Consider the following 18647-nt stretch of genomic DNA (forward strand, 5'->3'; position numbering starts at 1 on the left):
CGCTGCTGCTGCTGCGAGGATTTCGACGGACGTCTGCTGAGGAACGGTGAGCCTGCACTTCGATCCGTCGTTCGACTGGCTCTGGGTCCTCGTGGCAGGGCAGCAGGCGCCGAAGGTCGACGTGGCGGCCACGCGTGCGCTCGCGCAGCACTGGCTGGACAGCGGCAGGACGCTGCAGGAACTGGCGGACGGCGTCGCGCAGCTGGTGGGGTCGGTCGAGCACGCCATCGGTGGCCGCGCAGGACGCGCGTTCCGCGAGCAGGTCACCCGCGTGGTCGGCCAGGTCCCCCGGATCGCGCTGATCGCCGGGGCGCAGTCGAGCAGCCTGCTCGACCTCGCGCTGAACGTCGAGCACTCCGTCTACGCGATGATGGTGGAGATCGCCTTCTTCGCCGCGTCGATCCTGTGGGCGCTGTCGAGCCCTTTCACCGCGCCGCTCGTCCCGTCGTTCATCACCTCGGCGCGCATCGCCGTGCAGCAGATCTCGATGCGCCTGCACTGGGCCATCCGGTTGATCGGCGAGGCCGTGGAGGGCGGCGTCGAAGAGGTCGTGCAGGACGCCATCGCACAGCTCTCCCAGGTCGCCGAGGGCAACCGCCACCGCTGGGACGGCACCAGCTCGCTGATCAGCTTCGTGGCCGGTGGCGCGGCGGAGGGCCTCGCCGGCGCCATGCACCTGGGCGCGGGCCGGTGGAAGCCGCGCGTCGAGGACACGGCGGCGTTCCACGGCGCGGCGGAGGCGGTCGCCGACGTCGTGGTGGGCGCCGGTGCCGCGGGGGTCCTCGGCGGCAGCCTGAACGACCTGTGGGCCGGTGCGGTGGGCGGTGCTTTCAGCGGTGCCGCCGCGAAGAAGGCGCACGACGCCGGGGACGCGATCGACCGGCTGGTCAACGGGGACGCGGTGAAGGTGCCCGTGCCGGGGGCGATCGGTGGTGTCGGAGGTGCGCCGGCGAACGGGCCCGTCGCCGATGAGGGCGCGCCTGGTTCTGTGGCGGAAAGGAACCTGTCGGCGACCGATGGGGCCGGGACGTGGGCAGGCGGAGGCGCGGCTCGTGGTGCGGTTCCGCCGGGGCGGGAGGGCGGGACGTCTGCCGGGGGAGGCGTTCACGCGGACGGAGGCGCGCGAGCGTCCGGAGGCGGTCGGCCGGGTGCCGTGACGGGCCCGGGGTCCGGGCCGGCGCGGAACGGTGGCGCCGACGTGCCGCTCGGTGGGCGGGTGGCGCCTGTACGAGGCGGTGTTCCCGCCGCGGTCGAGGTTCCGCGGGACGTTCCCGCCGGTGGGCCTCCCGCCGTGCCGGGGACCGGGAACGGGCCGCAGGCCGGACCTGCCAGCGGGTCTTCTTCGGCCGAGTCGTCTTCGGCGGTGGTGGCTCCGGCAACCGGGTCGCCTTCGGCGGTGATGGCTCCGATGGCCGGTTCTTCTGCGGCGGTGGTGCGTCCGGCGGCGGGTTCGTCTCCGGCGGTGGTGCCTCTGATGGCCGGGCCCTCTGCGGGGGTGGTGGCTCCGGCAACCGGGTCTTCTCCGGCGGTGGTTCCGGCGGCGGGTTCCTCTCCAGCGGTCGTGCCTCTGGCAGCCGAGTCCTCCGCCAAGGACGTGCCGTTCACCCCGCAGACGTCGCCCGCCGTGCGGGACGAGGTGCGGACGGCACCGATCACCGGTGGTCAGGACGCTCCGCTGGGAGCGCAGCCGCGTGCCGAACACGGGCTCACGGCCTCCCCGCCGTCCGGGCAGCCGGCTGCGGACTCCTCCGCCACCCACCCGGCGGCTGTGAACGACCCGCAGTCCGCGCCGTCGGCCCAGCAGACCAGCGACGACCGGCCCAGCGGACGCGACGGCGTCGCGGTAGGTGCTGATCCCTCCCGGCAGTACAGCGACGAGTCGCGCCCAGGCGACGACCACCGCGTCGACGCGGGGCAGGTCTCCGCGAACGAGACACCACCCGTCGAGGCCGGGGGAACGTCCACGGCTTCCGGCGGCCGGGTCACCGCCGCACTGCCTCCGAGCACGGAGGTGCCACAGGCACCGGGCCAGGCTCCGGACGCCGTCAGCCAGGCCCCGGACGCCGTCAGCCAAGTCGTGCGCGCCCAGACGCCCGTGGCACCGGAGCAGGCCACGGACATCGCACACCGGTCCGTCGTCTCCACGCTGGAGCAGCCCGCCGTCAACGGCAGGCGGTTGCTGGTCGAGCTGCACCGGCTCATGGAGGTTCCGGGCGCGCAGGACAGGTCGTACCAGCTGGCGCAGGCGCTGTCCGCCGCGCACGAGGACGGGCGGCTGCCCGGCGCCGACTACGAGCGCGCGTTGCAGGTCATGGGGCGGGTGACCACGTTCCTCGCCGACCCCGCCGCCGAGATGCCCCTCGGTTCGATCGCGGTGGGCCCGGATGCCGACCCGGCCGAGCTGCCGTCGGTGCGGGAGCTGGTGCGGGAGGTCGACGCCCGTGTCCAGCGCCAGGACTTCGAGGGTGCGGTGACCTTGCTGGACGGTCTGGGCAGGGACCCCCAGACGGTCAGGGTCGTCGAGGACGCCTACTGGGACGAGTTCCGCGAGGACCTCGGCACCGAGCTGCGCCGGCTGCGGCCGGACGAGTCCGCCTACGTCGACCACCTGCTGGGCGACGTGATCACGGACCCCGTGTCGCGGGAGCAGGCGGACGCGTGGTTCGCGCAGCTGCGCGAGCTGACCTTCGACGACCACCTCTTCGGCGAGCGGCGCCTGCCCCACGACTACGCGGACGACGGCTGCACCTACCGGGCCCACCGGATGGCCGTCGCGCTCCAGCAGCGGGGAGCCGACCCGCGCAAGGTCGTCATCGGGGGACCGGGGCTGGGCACGGCCGAGGTCGAGTGGGACTTCCACATCGCCGTCGCGGTCGCCGTGGTGACGCCGAACAGTCGCGAGTGGGTCGTGTTCGACCCGTCCGTGAACGCCGAACGGCCGTTGAGCATCGACGACTGGGCTCGTGCCGCGGGCGCCGACAGGGTTCGGCGGTACCAGGGCACCGCCGAGGCGGTGCAGCAGCAGCTGATGGACGACCAGCGGAACTTCCCGGCGAGGTGGGACGACGGCTATCCCGTCGACGTGCCGGTGCTGGTGCTCACCGACTCGCACGTGTACGGCTTCCCCGACCTGGTGGGCCCGTACGACACCTCGTGGGCACACGCCGACGCCGAGTCGCGGGCCGCCATCGTCGAGATGCGCGAGTTCTACGCCCTTGCCGCCGAACGGCGGGTGGACCGCGCGCTCGCCGACATCGCCGCACGCGTCGACCTGGAGACAGCCTCCGGTGCCGGCGTGTCCATCGACCTGGTCCACGACGCCCTGTCCGCTCTCGCGGAACGCGAACCCGTCGGCGTGAGCGGTCTGTTCGACCGGGAACCCGAGCCGCTGCGGCGACTGCTCCACCTGCTGCCCGACCACGCCGGCGCCATCGAGGACGCGGTGACGCCCGGCGGGGCACTCGACGCCGGAGCGCAGCCGGAGCGCACGGGCGTGGTGCAGCGGGGCCGCATCCGCGCACTGCCCGGCCACGACGCGGTCGAGAGGTCGGCGTTCGAGGTGCGCCGGTTCGCGACCGGGGACGGGCCGGTCACCGAGGTCACCGTCCGCGTCGCGCTCGACCCCGAGGGGCGCCACGACGAGGCGACGCGGGAGGCGTTGCTGCGCAGCGCTCAGGCCGGTGTGGACCGCTACTTCAACAGCGGACGCGACGGGGGGCCGCTGCGCAGACCGGACGGTGAGCCGCTGTGGTTCCGCCTCCTGCCCGCCGACGGGACGTCCGCGGTCCACCACGTGGTGACGATGGACCCCGGCCGCCTGGTCGACCAGACGAACTGGCACCCCGGTCAGTCGCAGGAGCACAGCGCGCACGAGTTCGGCCACATGCTGGGGCTCGTCGACGAGACCACGAACCAGGGTGGCGGGCTCGACGTCAGCGGAACGCTGATGGGCCGGTGGAGCCCGGACGCGGTGCCCGCAGGCGGTCTGCGCATGCCGCGGCGGTTCACCGACGTGCTGGACCTGTTCATCGGTGACGTGCCGCTGGACGACTTCGCCACGGTGTTCCCCGACCGCCCCGTCGCCGGCCTGCCGCGGCACACCGTCGTCCCGGCGGCGCCGCGGCCGGAGTCCGAAGGGGAGGATGCCGGCGCGGAACTTCGCAGCGCCCTGCCCGAGCAGGGCGGCCACACCGCGGCACCGCACCCGCTCGTCCCGTCGTCGTCGGTGCTGTCGAGCGTCGCCGAGGTGGACCGCTTGCCGCAGCAGTGGCGGCAGCTGCCACCGGAACGGGTCGCGTCACTGCGGACCCTGGCGGCGCTGACGGTGAACCAGTTCGCGGTGCCGGGGTCGCGGTTCCAGCTGGCCTACGACGAAGTGGTGGAGCTGGTCGCGTACCGGCTGTACCAACTGGAGGAGGGCCTGCCCCCGGGACAACCGGTCCGTGCACTCGCCGAACAGCTGGCGCGCGAGGCCGGGCTGAAGCCCGCGCTGAGAGGCGGAGCGTCGAGGCCGCGGCGGGGAACGAGCCTCCTCAGCCCCGCGGAGGTGCACCGGGCACCCGGTGGTCCTGGCAGTCCGGCGGGACCGGGCAGGCGGAGGTCGGTGCGGCACCGGCGTGGCGCGAGCCTGTCGACGACCGGTTCCTGGGTGACGGCCGCGGAGGAGGCGCGCGCCTGGCGGGCGCAGGTCGACCAGCCGCAGGTCGACGGGGAACCGGACTTCGCTCACCTGCGCAGCGCGCTGCGGGACCAGCTGCGGGAGCTCGGCGAGGACTCCGCTGAGCTGGGCCGGTGGGTCGACGTGACGTTCTCCGACGCGAAGCTCAAGCAGCTGGACCGCTCGCTCGAAGGCATCCGCGAGGTGTGGGAGGACTTCGAGGTCGAGGTGCACGCGCTCGGCATCGGAGCACCCCACCACCACGCCGTCAGCACGACCGCGGACCTGACGAGGTCCGAGACGGTCCGGCAGGTGGAGGACGTCACGTCGGCCGAGGTGGTCTCGACGCCGGTGAACCCGGTGCAGGGATCGGTGCCGGCCGGGCCGGTGACCGTGTCGTTCTCGGTGCAGGGCGTGCTCGGCACCGCGTCGGAGCGGCGCACCTCGACGACCGCGACGACACGGGAGACCGTGGAGATCACCCAGGCGGGCGCCAGGGTGACCCGGACGTCGCACGACGTGCACCACCGCCTGCGGATCCAGCCACCGAAGCGGCACCTCCACCGCGAGCGGCCGGAGCCGGTGGAGTGGAAGCAGTCGGTCACGATGACGTTGTCGTGGCCGCAGTTCGGTTCCGCCCCGAGCGAGCAGAGCGACCCGCCGCCGCCGGAGAGCCCGCTGACGGCGAGCCCCGCGCTGAGCTACCCGGACCTCGCCGCCACCCCCGACGCCCTCGCGAGGGCGCGCAGCCACGCTGATTTCGAACGTGCGCGCGACGCGCTCGAACACGTCCGGTTCGTCGGCATCGACACGGTCTTCAGCGCGGTCAAGTCCGCGCTGCGGCTGTCGGGGTCGCACCAGGAGATCACCCGGCTGGAGAGGTGGCTCGACGACCTCGGGCCGAAGCAGGGCAAGCGCCTCGTCACCGGCGAGCAGGTCGAGGAGACGTTCGGCTTCCCGGGGCACAAGCCCGTGAAGATCGTGGTGCGCCAGGGGAAAGCGCTGGAGGGGCAGTCGTCCGCAACCGGTCTGGCGCAGACGGCCGCGCGGTCGCTGGGACGCACCGTGGCGGCGGGTCACCGGCACTCGGTGGTCGCGGCGGGCACCCACGAGGCCGGGTTCGAGCTGGGGGTGAACGCCGGTGAGGAGCTCGCCGGCCTGGTCGGGGTGAAGATCGGGGCCGGTGTGTCCTGCAGCCGGGTGAACCAGAACCTCTCCGAGCGGGTGTCGCAGGTGCGGCACGAGCTGACCGAGCGGATCAAGGGCGACTTCGTCGACGACACGATCAGCTTCCCGTTCCTGGTGGTGATGGCGGAGGAGGGCAAGAGGTACCGGCTGGCAACGTTGTCATCCGACGACGCGCACCGTTCGTTCGGGTTCCTCCGACGTGAGGACAAACCGTTGGTGGCGTTGCACGTCGAAGCCGCTGCGGTGTTGCTCTTCTCCCCTGTGGACAGTGACAGCGGCAACAACGTCGGTGCCCGTGACGAGCCGGCGCCTGCGGGGACGGTTCGGGCCGCCGGCGCGCGGGACCGGTCCGGGCTGAGCGCGGACGAGGTCGCCGGCTACGCGCGGAGCCGGTGGAAGCTCAGCGACGTGTCCCGTGAGGCGGTCATCAGCCGGGTCGTGCGGAGGCTCTACGCCGACGGGGTGGTCTCCGGCGCGCAGGACGCACGGGACGTTCAGCGGAGTCTGCGCGACGCCCTGGTCGACGACCCGAGGGCGCTCTTCGGCGGCGACCCGAAGCGGATCTCCTTGCCGGGGGCCGAGAAGGACCTGTTCCTCGGCGGCGTGGTCGCCCCTGGTGGTGGCGAGTACGTGAAGAAGGCGTCGACGAAGGAGCTGCAGGGGTTCGTCGCGACCAGCGAGACGACGAAGCTGACGGCGGAGCGGACGCGGTCGAAGGGCTTCAAGGTCGCGGTCGAGGGCGACGCCGGGCCGGTCGAGCTCGGCGGCACGGCCGGCGTGACGCGGTCCGAGCAGCGGCGTGGCCAGATCAGCGAGACGATGGAGGAGGAGCGCGCCTGGACAGGGGAGGACGTCCCGGTCCACCTCTACCGGCACCCGGCGGAGATCGAGGTGCGGACCGGCACCGACTGGTCGGACCTGGACCCGCCGATGACGTGGTCCGAGCGCCCGGACCCCGCGGCCGACGCGGAGCTCCGGACGGGCATCGCGGCGGAGCTGGAGATCGCGGTCGCCCAGCGACCGGGTCGTGCGGTGGACGCCGGACCGGTCGAGCCAGGGACCGAGAGCGACTGGGTCGACGCCGGGACCCGGCCGGGCGGTGCCGCGGAGTTCGAGCGGGCCGCGGACCTGCCGAAGCGGTTCGAGGTCGACTCGATGGCCGCGATCACCCGCCTGGGCGCCGAGACCGCCGGGCTGCTGGCGGTTCCCGAACCGGAGGGCTCCCGCGCCAGGGCCCAGGAGCTGGCGAAGCGCCGGCTCGTCGGCGCGCGTCCGGCACAGCTGGGCAGCTCCGGCGAGGACGACGCGCAGGACGTGTCGCGCCGGGCGCTGGAGCAGTGGGTGAGCTGGCAGTCGCGGCAGGGCAGGCTGGGGCTCGCCGAAGGACCCGGCGACGAGCTGCGGCTGGAGAACTACAACGGCGACAGCGGGTTCGCGCCGCTGGAGCTCGGCAGCCGCAGGATCACCGGCACGGCGACGTTGACGAGCACCTACGGCAACGCCCGGATCATCGGTGTGGACGAAGCCCACGAGTTCACCCGCTCGAACGCCACCCACACGACGGTCGAGTCGCACCGGCAGCGGCGCACCGGACCGAACGCCGGGCTCACCGCGAAGGTGAAGCTGGGGGAGGTGGCCACGGCCGAGGCGAAAGCAGCGGCCTCCTACCTGCGCGGACCGGAGACCACCGAGACCACCACCGTGGACGCGCGCACGAAGGTCGCCTGGGTCGAGCGCGGCTACCTGGTCGAGTTCGACGCGCGGCACCGGCTGACGACGTCGGCCCGGCACACGTGGACCGGTCCGTTCGGCGATCAGCACGACGGTCCGGTGGCCGGCGGCGACCGGCGAAAGTACGTGCCGCGGGCCGTCACGCTGTGGATTCCGGCGAGCGAGGTGCCGAGGATCGGTGAGCTCAGCCGGCACGACCTCGACCACGTCCTGCTGCCCGACGACCTCCGGGCGTACGAGGCCGCGCGCAACGCGGACGCGGTGACGCCGCCGCCGACCTCGACGAGCGAGGCCGGCATCGAGCTGGGGATGCCGGAGCCGCTGCGGCCGGACCTGGCCCTGCGGATGGTGCGGGACCTCCGGGACCTGCTGCGCGACTACGAGCAGACCATCACCGATCCCAAGGTGCGCAAGCAGTTCGCCGGGCTGCACGACGAGATGGTGCAGGCGTTCGGCAGGCGGCTGGAGCTCGGCGGGGACCAGGTGCTGGCCAACGTCCTCAACGGTGGTTCGCCGATCTTCGGCGAGCGGCTGGGGGAGTCGGGCAAGCTCGAACAGCTGGTCGTCGTGAGCGCGCAGCGCGTCGACGGCGCGGACCTGGGCGTGGAGGAGGCCTTCCTGGTCGACTCCGAGGTCACGACGACCCGGCGGTCGAGCGGGGGCGAGCGGTCGGAGTGGACCGGGTCCGCGGGCGTGGCCCTGCCGCCGTCCATTCCGAAGTGGATCGGGTCGGTGGTGACCAGCGGCCTGGTCAACCCGGCGGTCGAGCTGGCCGCGGCGGCCCGCCGCGGGCAGGACGACCGGGTGCTGTCCCGGACCACCATCGGCTACCGGTGGTCCGGTCAGGCGCGACGGCACGGCCACGGCATGCGGGTGACCGTGCAGGTGCGGCCCTGGGCGCGGTCGGGTGTCTACCGCAGGCACCTGCCCGGGCTGCGGCAGACACCGGTGCGGGACATGCAGGTGCTGCCGGGCTTCACGCTGGAGTCGGCCGTCCAGACGCCGGTGCCGTCCGTCCTGGACCTCGCCAGGACGCCGCTGGAGACGATCGACATCCCGTTGAGCGAGCTGACGCACGGCACCGGCCTGCCCGTCGACGCCACGATCAACGCCACGCCGTTCCACGCCGAGGGGCTGCACGCCCGGCTCGCGGAGCTGTTGCCGGAGCTGAACGCGGGCCGGGCGAACGGGCTGCTCGTGTCCACGACCGCGACCCAGCTGGCCGCCCGCTTCGTGGCGGGCCTGTCGCCCGACGGCTACCAGGTCGACGTCGGCAGCAGGACCGTGTCCACGGCGAAGATCACCTTCGACCTGGGCAGGCGGCAGCTGTTCGGCCCGATCCCCGGTGCGTCGTTGCGCAAGACGACGGCGGAGGGGACCGGCCCGGTCGTCACGACCGAGGAGGACGTGACCGGGAAGGCCGCCCTGCTCGCCGGTCCGATCGCGGAGAACCTCATCGGCACGGGAGAGGTCGAGCGGACGCTGGCCGCCTCGCGGTACGCCTCCCGCGAGGCCGAGCCGGTTCCCGCCGAGGTGCGGCAGGACAGCGCCTACCTCGTGCTGGCGGAGCTGCGCCCCACGCTCACGCTCGGGTACCGGGACGGGAGGACCTCCTCCGCCGTCGCGACCGGGCAGAACGGCGTGGACGGCGTGGACGGCGTGGACGGCGAGGTCTGGTTGCAGGTCGACCTGGCGGGAGCGCGCGCACTCGGCTTCACACCACCCGGCGCCGGCACCGGCCAGAGCGCTCCGCCCGCCGGTCAGATCTCGCCCGCGACCAGTCGCCCGCAGCCCGACGCGGACCCGCGGCACCGGACCAGGCTGACCTCGGCGTACCGCAACGCGACCCGCGGACGTGCCCGGTTGTCCCTGTCCGAGACCGATCTGGCGGACTGGGCCGGCGAGGTGGTCGCGCTGTCGTCCGGCGCGGTCGAACAGCACGACCTCGCGGACGGCACGGCGGAGCTGCTGCGGAACCTGGACGACGCGCTGGGGACCGTGTCCGGCACGGCTCTGCGCGACCAGGTGCGCGCGGTGCTCAACGACGCCGTGCTCGCCGCCACGGTCGTACCGGTCCGTGCCGGTGGTGCCCGGTCCGGTGACCACCGGGCAGTCCGGCCGCTCAGCCCCGACCGGCTCGTCCACCTGCTGACCGACGTGGCCCGGCACCTCGAACAGGGCCACAACCCCTTCACCACCGAGGGGTCCCTCCTGCACGGGATCTCCTACCCGGTGGGCGCCCCGGTGCAGTCACGGCTGGCGGTGCTCGCGACGGTGAACCTCACCGGCCCGGCCCGCGCGAAGGTGCTCGGCGACCCGCTGTTCACCGCGTTGCTCGGCAACCCGGACGCGCTCGCGGAGTCGCTGTTCGCCTCGGCCGGGCACGAGCCCCGGCACTTCCAGACGACCGGCGGTCCCGCCGCGGTGAACATCGCCGTGCGGGACCGGGCGCTGACGATCGTGTCGATGCTGCACGCCGGCGACGCCGTCGTGAGTGCCATGGCGGCCGCGCTGCCCGCCACGTCCGTCGACTTCCGCACGCACCGGGACCGGCCACTGGGCCGCGTGCAGGGCAGCCGCGTGCGTGACCGGATCGCCTTCGCGCGAGAGGAGTTCGCGGGCATCCGGACGCGCGCCGGGGAACTCGCCGCCGCCGCGGACCAGCACCCGGCGGCCTGGCGCGAACTGACCGACCGGTGGTCGAGGACGATGCAGAAGCTCGCGGCCACGGACCTCACCGGGCCCCGGCTGCCCGTGCTCACCCCCACCGCCGCGCCCGGTCGCCCGCACGTCAGCGGGCTCGGCGCCGCGCTGAAGCTCGTCGACCTGCCGGTGCGCCGCAGGCAGCAGCCGGAGCTGGCGGGGTACCTCGCCGCGCTGGGCGCCGTGCTCGCACCCGAGCCGGGCGGAACGGCCTTCGGGGGCGGGTTCGCCGCGGCTGCGGGGGAGCGCATGGTCCCGGTCTCGACGAAGCTCACGACCGCCCGGTCGCAGTACGGCTTCTGGTCGTGGCTCGCCGCGGGACCGGGGCAGGTGCTGCACGGCGGGAGCAGCGCCGTGCACATCAGGGCGGTCCGGCTCGACGGCAGGAACCTGGTGGCGCTCGGCGACCCGCGGCGGGCGGAACAGCGCCTGCACGCGCTGCCCGAGTTCGGCGACCTCGCCCACCGCCACGGCTGGTCCGCGCCCGAGTCGGTGTTCGCCGGCGACGCCGCGTTCCACCGGCACGAGCGGCTCAGCGTCGACCTGCCCGCGGCGAGCGCGGTCCGCGTCGACGCGGGCGTGTTCGTCGGGGCCGACCCGGACGGCCCGCTCTCCACCGCGGCCCGGTACCTGCCCGCCGAGGACGACGTCGTGGCGCTGGTGCTCGACCGCGGCGTCGCGCTCGGCGCGGACGACGTGCGCCGCGTGCTGCGGGCCGCCGGGTGGAACGGCGACGAGGCGGTCCGGCTCTTCACCGCGCACGACGACGTGAACCCCGGCATCGATGCCGCCGACCTCGCCGCGCGGCTCGGCGTCGTGGTGACCCGGCCCACCGCCGACGGCTGGCGCTGGTACTGGCCGGACGGGAAGCAGAGGGCGGGCACGTGTGCGCTGGAGGTGCCGGAGGAGGTCGCGGAGCGGTTCGGGCTCCCCGCACCGCAGGACGCGGCTGTTCCGGTTCAGCAGCCCAGGCGGTAACCCGAGAACGGCGGGGGAGATTCTGCGTGGTCTTCCGGGAAATTCACTGAAAGGGAGTAACGCGGCGCTGGAAAGAGTGTCCGAACGTACATCGATCATGGTGTGGACGTGCAGAGTGAATTCACCCCATGAGGTGCCACGGTGCCCTCGTGGAACTGACGTCAGCGGTGTTTTGCCTGGTGGGAAGCGTGACCCGAGTCGGTGCCGATCTCGCCGGTAGTCGTCATCCGCGCGAACATCAAGGAATTATCAAGCCGCTGTTCTAGGTCTAATGCTGACCGTGAGCGTCCCGGATGATGCGATTCCCGCCTTCGGTCAGGTGCTGCTCAGACTCCGGCGGGAGTCCGGTTTGTCCCAGGTCGATCTCGCCCGTTCGTCCGGGATGAGCGTGCGCGCCCTGCGGGACCTGGAACGGGGCAGGGCGAGCTCCGCCCAGGAGCGTTCGGCCGCGGTGCTGGCGGACGCCCTCGACCTGACCGGCGAGGACCGGGAGGTCTTCCTGACGCTCGCCAGGGAGGGCCGTCGCCGCACGGCCAAGCCCGTCGACCCCACCATGCTCCACTCGCTGCCCGCGGTCACCGAGCTGGTCGGCAGGGAACGGGAGCTGTGCGAGCTGATCGGCCTCGGCACCGCGGAGCCCGCCGGCGTCGTCGTGGTCACCGGACCGCCCGGTGTCGGCAAGACCTCGCTCGCCGTCGCGGCGGCGCACCGGCTGGCCGCCCACTTCCCCGACGGCTGCCTCGCGGTCGACCTGGGTGGTTCCGGCGACCGGCCGATGGGGGCGGACGAGGCGCTGGAGCGGATGCTGCGGGCCCTCGGCGTGCCCGCCAGGGGTGTTCCCGAGGCCGAGGCGGACCGCGTCGAGCTGTTCCGGGCACTGCTGCGCGACCGGCGGGTGCTCGTGCTGCTGGACAACGCGGTCGACGAGGCGCACGTGCGGCCGCTGCTCGGCACGGGCCACCGCGGCGTGACCCTGGTGACCTGCCGCCGGGTCCTGGCCGGCCTGACGACCGCGAGCTGGATCTCGGTCGCGCCGCTGACGGCGGAGAGCGGGGTGGCCCTGCTCGCCTCGATCGTGGGCGACGACGTCGTGCGCGGGGAACCGGACGTGGCCGCCGAGCTGGTGGCGCTGTGCGGAAACCTGCCGCTGGCGATCCGCATCGCGGGCAACCGGCTGGCCACGCGCCCGCACTGGTCGCTGTCCTACCTCGTGTCGCAGCTGCGCGATGAACGGATGCGGCTCAGCTCCCTGTCGGCGGGCGACCTCCAGCTGCGGTCCGCGTTCGAGGTGTCGTTCCGGCGGCTGTCCCCGTTCGCACGCCGGGTGCTCCGGCGCCTCGCGGTGATCCCCGGCGAGCACTTCGACGAGGCGCTCGCCGCGGTGGCCACGGGTGCGCCGCGGCCGGAGGTCGGCGCACTGCTCGACGAACTGGTCGAGGCGTCCCTGCTGGACACCGCGCGGTCGCCGGGACGCCTGCGGTTCCACGACCTGCTCCGGCTCTTCGCCGCCGAGCGACTGGCCCAGGAGGAACCGGAGGACGTGCGGGAGCAGCTGCGCGACCACACCCTCCGGTACCTGCTGGACACGGCGACGGCCGCGGGGGCGTCCGTGTTCCGCAGCCCGGCCGACGCGGACGGCTCGCCGTTCCCCTCGCAGGAAAGCGCGGGGGACTGGTTGGTGCGGGAGGGCACGAACTGGTCGGCCGCGCAGCGCGAGGCGGCGGCGCTCGGCCGGCACGCCGAGGTGCTCGGTCTGGCGCAGGCCATGCACTGGTTCGCGGACAGCCAGGAGTTCGACTACCGCTGGGACGAGGTCTACCGGCTCGGTCTGGAGGCCGCGCGGCGGCTCGGCGACCAGGTGGCCGAGGTGGACATGCTCAACCAGCTCGGCTGGGCGCAGTACATGTGCCGCAACGACAACGAGCTCGCCCTCCGCACCAGCTCGCGTGCGCTGGCGCTCGCGGAGGAGATCGGCGACCACCGCGGGAAGGCGTTCGCGCACTGCTACCTCGGCGTCGAGCTGACGCGGCTCGGGAAGGCCGAGGAGGGTCTGGCCCACCTCCGCGTGGCCCACGAGCTGTCGGCGGAGTACGGCTTCTTCGAGATGCGGTACTGGATGCGCAGCACCCTCGGTGTGGCTCTCCAGGAAGCGGGCCGCTACGAGGACGCGCTGGCGGTGCACCAGACCCTGCTCACCGAGGCGCACGAGCACCGGCACGAGGCCGGCCAGGAGGTGGTGCGCTGGGTGATGATGCTGATGACGGAGAACATCGGCCTCTGCCTCGCCGGTCTCGGCCGGTGGCGGGAGGCGGCCGAGAGCCACCACGAGGCGCGCCGGTTGGCCGTCGAGAACGAGTCGGCCCACCACGAGGCGGACCAGGCGGTCAGGGAGGGGCTCGCGTGGCGCGCGGCGGGGGAGCCGGACCGGGCGCGGCGCTGCCTGCTCTCCGCGCGCGAGCTGCTGGACGGTCCGGTCTACCGCACCGATCGCGAGCGGGTGGACGCCGCGCTGACCGCCCTGGCGGAGCACCACGCACCAGGGTGTGATGGAAACGGATTGGGCTGAACGGGTGTCGCTGTCTCGATCGGCCCGGAGCGGGCGGTTACGTTTGCCTCGTGCGCGACTCGGATGGCCAGACGACTTTCGGTGAGCTGTTGCTGGGGTACCGGCGTGCCGCTGGGCTGAGCCAGGCGGGCCTGGCGGAGCGGTCGGGCATCAGCGTGCGGGCGTTGCGGGAGCTGGAGCAGGGCCGGGCCCGTGCGGCGCAGCGCCGGTCGGCCGAGGTGCTGGCGGACGCCTTCGAGCTGGGCGCGGAGGAACGCGAGGAGTTCCTGCGGGTCGCGGAACAGGGGCGCAGGCGGCGGCCCGCGGTGTCGGCCGCAGGCTCGGCCGAGATGCCGCCGCTGCCCTCCCACCCGGTCGGGCGGGTGGCGGACCTCGCGGAGCTGCAACGGCTGTTGCAGGCGAACCCGACGGTGGCGATCGTGGGGCAGCCCGGCGTGGGCAAGACCGTCCTGGCGGCGTACGCGGCGCACCTCAGGCGCGAGGACTTCCCCGACGGGTGCCTGGCCGTCGACCTGCGCGGGATGGACGAGCTGCCGTTGCCCGCGGAGGTCGTGTTCGACCGGCTGCTCCAAGCGCTGGGCGTGGGACCGGGGGAGGTCCCCGCGGTGGTGGACGAGCAGTCGAGCCGGTACCGGGCGCTGCTGGAGAAGCGGAAGGTGCTGGTGCTGCTGGACAACGCGGCCTCGGAGGCGCAGGTCCGGCCGTTCCTCGCGGCGGCTCCGGGCTGCCGGACGCTCGTCACGTGCCGCCGGACGCTGGCGGGCCTGGAGGGTGTGCGGTGGTTGCACCTGGAACCGTTCGACGACGGGGACGCGGAGGCGTTGCTGGAGGCCGTCGTCGGGGCGGACCGGGTGCGGGCCGAGCCCGGTGTGGCTGGTGAGCTGATCGAGCTGTGCGGGAACCTGCCGCTGGCGTTGCGGATCGCGGCGAACCGGCTGGCGAGCCGGCCGCACTGGACGTTGAGGTACCTCGTGGGCCAGTTGCGGGACGAGCGGACGAGGCTGTCGTCGTTGTCCGCGGGAGACCTGCAGGTGCGATCGGCGTTCGAGGTGTCCTACCGGGGATTGTCACCGGAGGGCCGGATGTTGTTCCGGCGGCTGGCGGCGATGCCGGGCGCGGACTTCGGCGTGGAGCTGACCCAGGTCGTCGGAAGCCTGACGGAGTCGGAGGCCTTCGGCCAGCTCGACGAGCTGGTGGACGCGAGCATGGTGCTGGCCGGTCCGGCGGAGGGCCGGTTCCGCTTCCACGACCTCCTGCGGCTGTTCGCGCGTGAGCGCTGGGAGGCCGAGCACGACGAGGCCGACCGCGCGCTGACGACCGAAGCGGTGGTGGAGCACCTGCTGGACATGGCGATCGCGGCGGGGAGGAGGTTCTCGCCGGAGGAACCCGCGAACGAGGTCTTCGACACGCTGGACGAGGCGCGGTCGTGGCTGGAGCAGGAGCGGTCGAGCTGGCTGGCCGCGTTCCGGCAAGCGGTGCGCACGGGCTGGCACAGCGAGGTGCTGACGCTCGCGCAGGCGATGCACTGGTACTCCGACGACCGCTGGCAGGTGGTCGAGTGGGTCGAGGTCTTCGGCGCCGGTGTCGAGGCGGCACGGGCGCTGGGCGACGTGACCGCCGAGGCGCAGCAGCTCAACTTCCTGGGGTGGGCGCATTCCATGGTGGCCGACACCAAGGCCGCGCTGGAACAGCACCTGCTCGCCCTGGGCCGCGCCGAGGTGGCCGGCGACCGGCTGGAACGGATGTGGGCGCTGGCCTACGCCTCCTACTTCGAGTACTCCCAGGTCGACCGCGCCACGGCGATGGAGCACGCACGGGAGTCCGTGGAGCTCGCCGCCTCCTACGACTTCTGGGCCGTGCAGCTGCCGGTCCGATACCGGTTCGGTGCGCTGCTGTTGCTCGACGGACAGCACGAGCAGGCGCTTGCTCTCAAGGAGGCGCTGCACGAGGAAGCGGTGCGCCGCGGCCAGGCGGGCGAGGAGACGAAGTCCCGCAACCGCCTGACGGCCATTCTCGTCGAGGGGATGGCCCGCTGCCTGCACGCGATGGGCCGGTGCGACCAGGCCGTGCCGCTGTTCGCGCGGTCCCGCGTCATGCAGCAGGAGGTGGGGGCCACGGGGCTCGCGGCCGACGCGGCGCTGTGGGAGGGCCGGTGCTGCATCGACGCGGGTGCGCTCGACGAGGCGCGCGAGCTGCTCGAGTACGCGTGGACCGTCTTCGACGAGATGGCGATGCCGACCCGCTGCGCCAACGTGGAGATCGAGCTGGCCCGGATTTCGTGACCTCATCGCCCGTTTTCTGACCGAGTGGGAAGGACCGGGCGATCGAACGGGCTCAAACACGGGCGGCGGGCTGCACGGCGGCCCGCTGCGGTGTTGACTCGGGGGATGCGCATGCCGCAGTTCCCGCTGTCGACGTACGACTTCGAGGTGCTGTGGGCGGACGTCTGCCCCGGCCCGATGCCGTACCCCCTGATGGTGCCGAAGACCGGGGGACGGTCCCAATGCGGCGCCGTGCTGGTCGAAGAGGTCTACCGAGAGCTGGTCAACCGGGGTCTGGCCGACCGCGGACGCCGCGCGGACGCCCGCCTCACCCGGATGCTGCACCTGCTCGGGAACTACCGCGAGGCCGTCGACCTGGTCGCCTTCGTGGGATATCCGCTGCAGGCGCTCGCCGCCCGCGGTGCGGACGACGCCGTCCTCGCCGTGCTCGCCGGCGGCGAGCTGTGGCTGTCCTCGATCAGACCCGACGAGCTGGCCGTGGCGATCACCGACCTGTTGTCGGAGGGCCGCTGGTCCGCTGCTCGGTCGGGTGCCGCGGACGGACCTCCCGCGACCGGCCGGATCGGGTTCTCCGGGGCTGGCCGGTCCTCCGCCCTCCCCGCTCTCACGTGGTGCGGCACGGACGGCGAGCACTACCTCGTGACGGAGACCGGGTCGAGCGAGGCCGAGCTGATGGCGCACGACCACGTCACGCGCAGGGTCGGTGAGCTGCTCGCGTCGTGCGACGTCGACGAACCCGCACCGGTGACGTCCTAGGCGCTGTCCTGGGCGTCCGGTGAGAAGAGCGCCGGATTCGGCGTTCTTCGGCCGTGCGTGATCTTTCGTTGTTCTCATTGCTTTCGCGCATTCGCATTGGCGATCTTCGGCGAATGGCGATGTCGCGCGTCCGGTGGCCTCGGTCGGTTGACCGCAAACGCTGTTGTCCGAATCCGGACAAGCCTGCCACCTGCGGTTCACCGGAGGCGAGGGCGAACGCGCCACCAAAGGTGTGTGGAAGGGAAAGAACGTCCGCAGAGTGCTGATCGGTCCGGCGAGTGGGAGCAAGCTCTTCTGCGGCGGGGCGCTGCTTGAGCAAGCTTCGTTTGTCAGCGACCACTAGCTCGTTCACATAGGGAGACAGCCAATGGCCGGAGTGTCAACTACTACCCCGGGAATGCAGGCGGCGGCAGGCCACCTCGGCAACACGCAGAACGTGGCCAAGAGCGGTGTCCAGACCGTCGGCGACGCGCTCGGAACGCTGAAGTCGACCTGGACCGGTGACGCGTCCGCGGCCTTCGACACCTCGATGCGGGCCTGGATGGACGACTGCACGTTCATCGTGAACAAGCTCGGCGAGATGATCGAGGTCATGAACGGCAACCGGCAGGTCATCACCGCCGGTGAGAGCTCCAACACCGAGACCGCGTCGAGCATCCCCGTGGGTCCGGGCCTGGCCGGCCTCTGATCGCCGCCACACCCCACCCCGCTCAGCCATCGAAAGGACAGTGCTTTGCCCACTTACACCTTTGACCGCGGCATGGCGGACTCGGTCCGCGACCAGATGGCCGCGGTCACCAAGCGCCTGCAGACCGAGCTGGAGAGCATGCACCAGCAGATCCTCCAGAGCCTGGGGGACTGGCAGGACGGCGCCAAGGACCAGTACATGGTGGCGAAGTCCCAGTGGGACGCCGCCGCCGCGCGCATGCCGCACAGCCTGAACTCGGCCGAGGTCGCCCTCAACAACATCACCGGCGGCTACCTCAAGATCGAGCACACCGGCATGAACGCCTGGGGCGGCTACAGCGTGAAGTAAACCCCCGGGGCGTCGCCGGACGTCCCGGCGACGCCCCCGTTCCGCTGTGACACCGATCGAAGAGAAAGGGCTGTGACCATGCCGGGTACCACGCGGCAGCTGACCGAAGACGAGAAGAAGACGATCGCGGACCGCATCGAGAAGAAGGAGTCGTACGAGGAGGCCAAGAAGAACCCCGAGGAGTACGACGCCGAGGGGCCCAGGGACGGTCTCGGCGACTGGGGCGGTCCCGAGGGGGAGCACTTCGCGAACAAGTACCCGCCGCCCAAGGTGCCGCGCAACAAGGACCACTCCGGCCGCGGCATCCGCGTCAGCACCGAGGCGCTGAAGACGTTCGCCACCAACATCCGCTCGCTGATCCCGACCCTCAAGACCGCGCTGGAGCAGATCGAGAAGGTCAAGGTCGCTCCCGGCATCTTCTACGACGCGCACCAGCTGCAGGTGAAGGTCGTCAGCGGCGGTGAGGGCACGGCGATCCAGCCCACGACCCGCGAGTTCCTCCGCAGGAGCATCGACGCGATCACGACGGTCGCCGACGAGCTCGAGAAGCTCGCGCGCGCCTACGACACCGCTGAGGAGCTCAACGCCGCCACCGGCAAGGACCTCAACGAGCACATCGCGGGTGCGAGGGCCGAGGTCAGCAAGGCGATCTCCGGAGCCACCCCCGCCTCCTAGGGCGTCGTCCGAGCAACGGCCTCCCCGGCGTCGCGTCCACCCCTGTCGGCCCTGCGGGCAGTGCACCCGCGCAAC

At 72.8% G+C, this 18647-nt stretch carries 7 protein-coding genes; all 7 read left to right on the forward strand.

The genetic code is table 11. The features are described 5' to 3' along the window. Window positions 1-46: 46 nt before the first annotated feature. Complete coding sequence (locus AB0A63_RS10870) at window positions 47-11257, forward strand: protein-glutamine glutaminase family protein (RefSeq protein WP_360388223.1); 11211 nt, start codon at window positions 47-49, stop codon at window positions 11255-11257. Between the two features lie 271 nt (window positions 11258-11528). Further along, window positions 11529-13823: an NB-ARC domain-containing protein gene (locus AB0A63_RS10875; RefSeq protein WP_360388226.1), complete on the forward strand. Its 2295-nt coding sequence runs from the start codon at window positions 11529-11531 to the stop codon at window positions 13821-13823. Between the two features lie 50 nt (window positions 13824-13873). Further along, the gene (locus tag AB0A63_RS10880; protein WP_360388229.1) at window positions 13874-16105 is read left to right on the forward strand and encodes an NB-ARC domain-containing protein; all 2232 of its coding nucleotides are present in this window, start codon (window positions 13874-13876) and stop codon (window positions 16103-16105) included. A 105-nt stretch (window positions 16106-16210) separates the two neighbouring features. Next, complete coding sequence (locus AB0A63_RS10885) at window positions 16211-16861, forward strand: ESX secretion-associated protein EspG (RefSeq protein ID WP_360388232.1); 651 nt, start codon at window positions 16211-16213, stop codon at window positions 16859-16861. Between the two features lie 367 nt (window positions 16862-17228). Then, window positions 17229-17549, forward strand: a complete 321-nt coding sequence (locus tag AB0A63_RS10890; protein ID WP_360388235.1) for a WXG100 family type VII secretion target — start codon at window positions 17229-17231, stop codon at window positions 17547-17549. 45 nt (window positions 17550-17594) lie between these two features. Next, complete coding sequence (locus AB0A63_RS10895; protein WP_143091682.1) at window positions 17595-17897, forward strand: WXG100 family type VII secretion target; 303 nt, start codon at window positions 17595-17597, stop codon at window positions 17895-17897. A gap of 78 nt (window positions 17898-17975) precedes the next feature. After that, window positions 17976-18572, forward strand: a complete 597-nt coding sequence (locus tag AB0A63_RS10900) for a hypothetical protein (protein ID WP_360388239.1) — start codon at window positions 17976-17978, stop codon at window positions 18570-18572. The last annotated feature ends 75 nt before the right edge of the window (window positions 18573-18647 follow it).

The organism is Lentzea sp. NPDC042327, from assembly GCF_040647275.1.
Taxonomy (GTDB): domain Bacteria; phylum Actinomycetota; class Actinomycetes; order Mycobacteriales; family Pseudonocardiaceae; genus Lentzea.

Bases quoted from the DNA above. Each gene is read 5' to 3' on its own strand.
- AB0A63_RS10875 (WP_360388226.1), top strand. From the start codon at position 11,529: ATGCTGACCGTGAGCGTCCCGGATGATGCGATTCCCGCCTTCGGTCAG.
- AB0A63_RS10890 (WP_360388235.1), top strand. From the start codon at position 17,229: ATGGCCGGAGTGTCAACTACTACCCCGGGAATGCAGGCGGCGGCAGGC.
- AB0A63_RS10885 (WP_360388232.1), top strand. From the start codon at position 16,211: ATGCGCATGCCGCAGTTCCCGCTGTCGACGTACGACTTCGAGGTGCTG.
- AB0A63_RS10900 (WP_360388239.1), top strand. From the start codon at position 17,976: ATGCCGGGTACCACGCGGCAGCTGACCGAAGACGAGAAGAAGACGATC.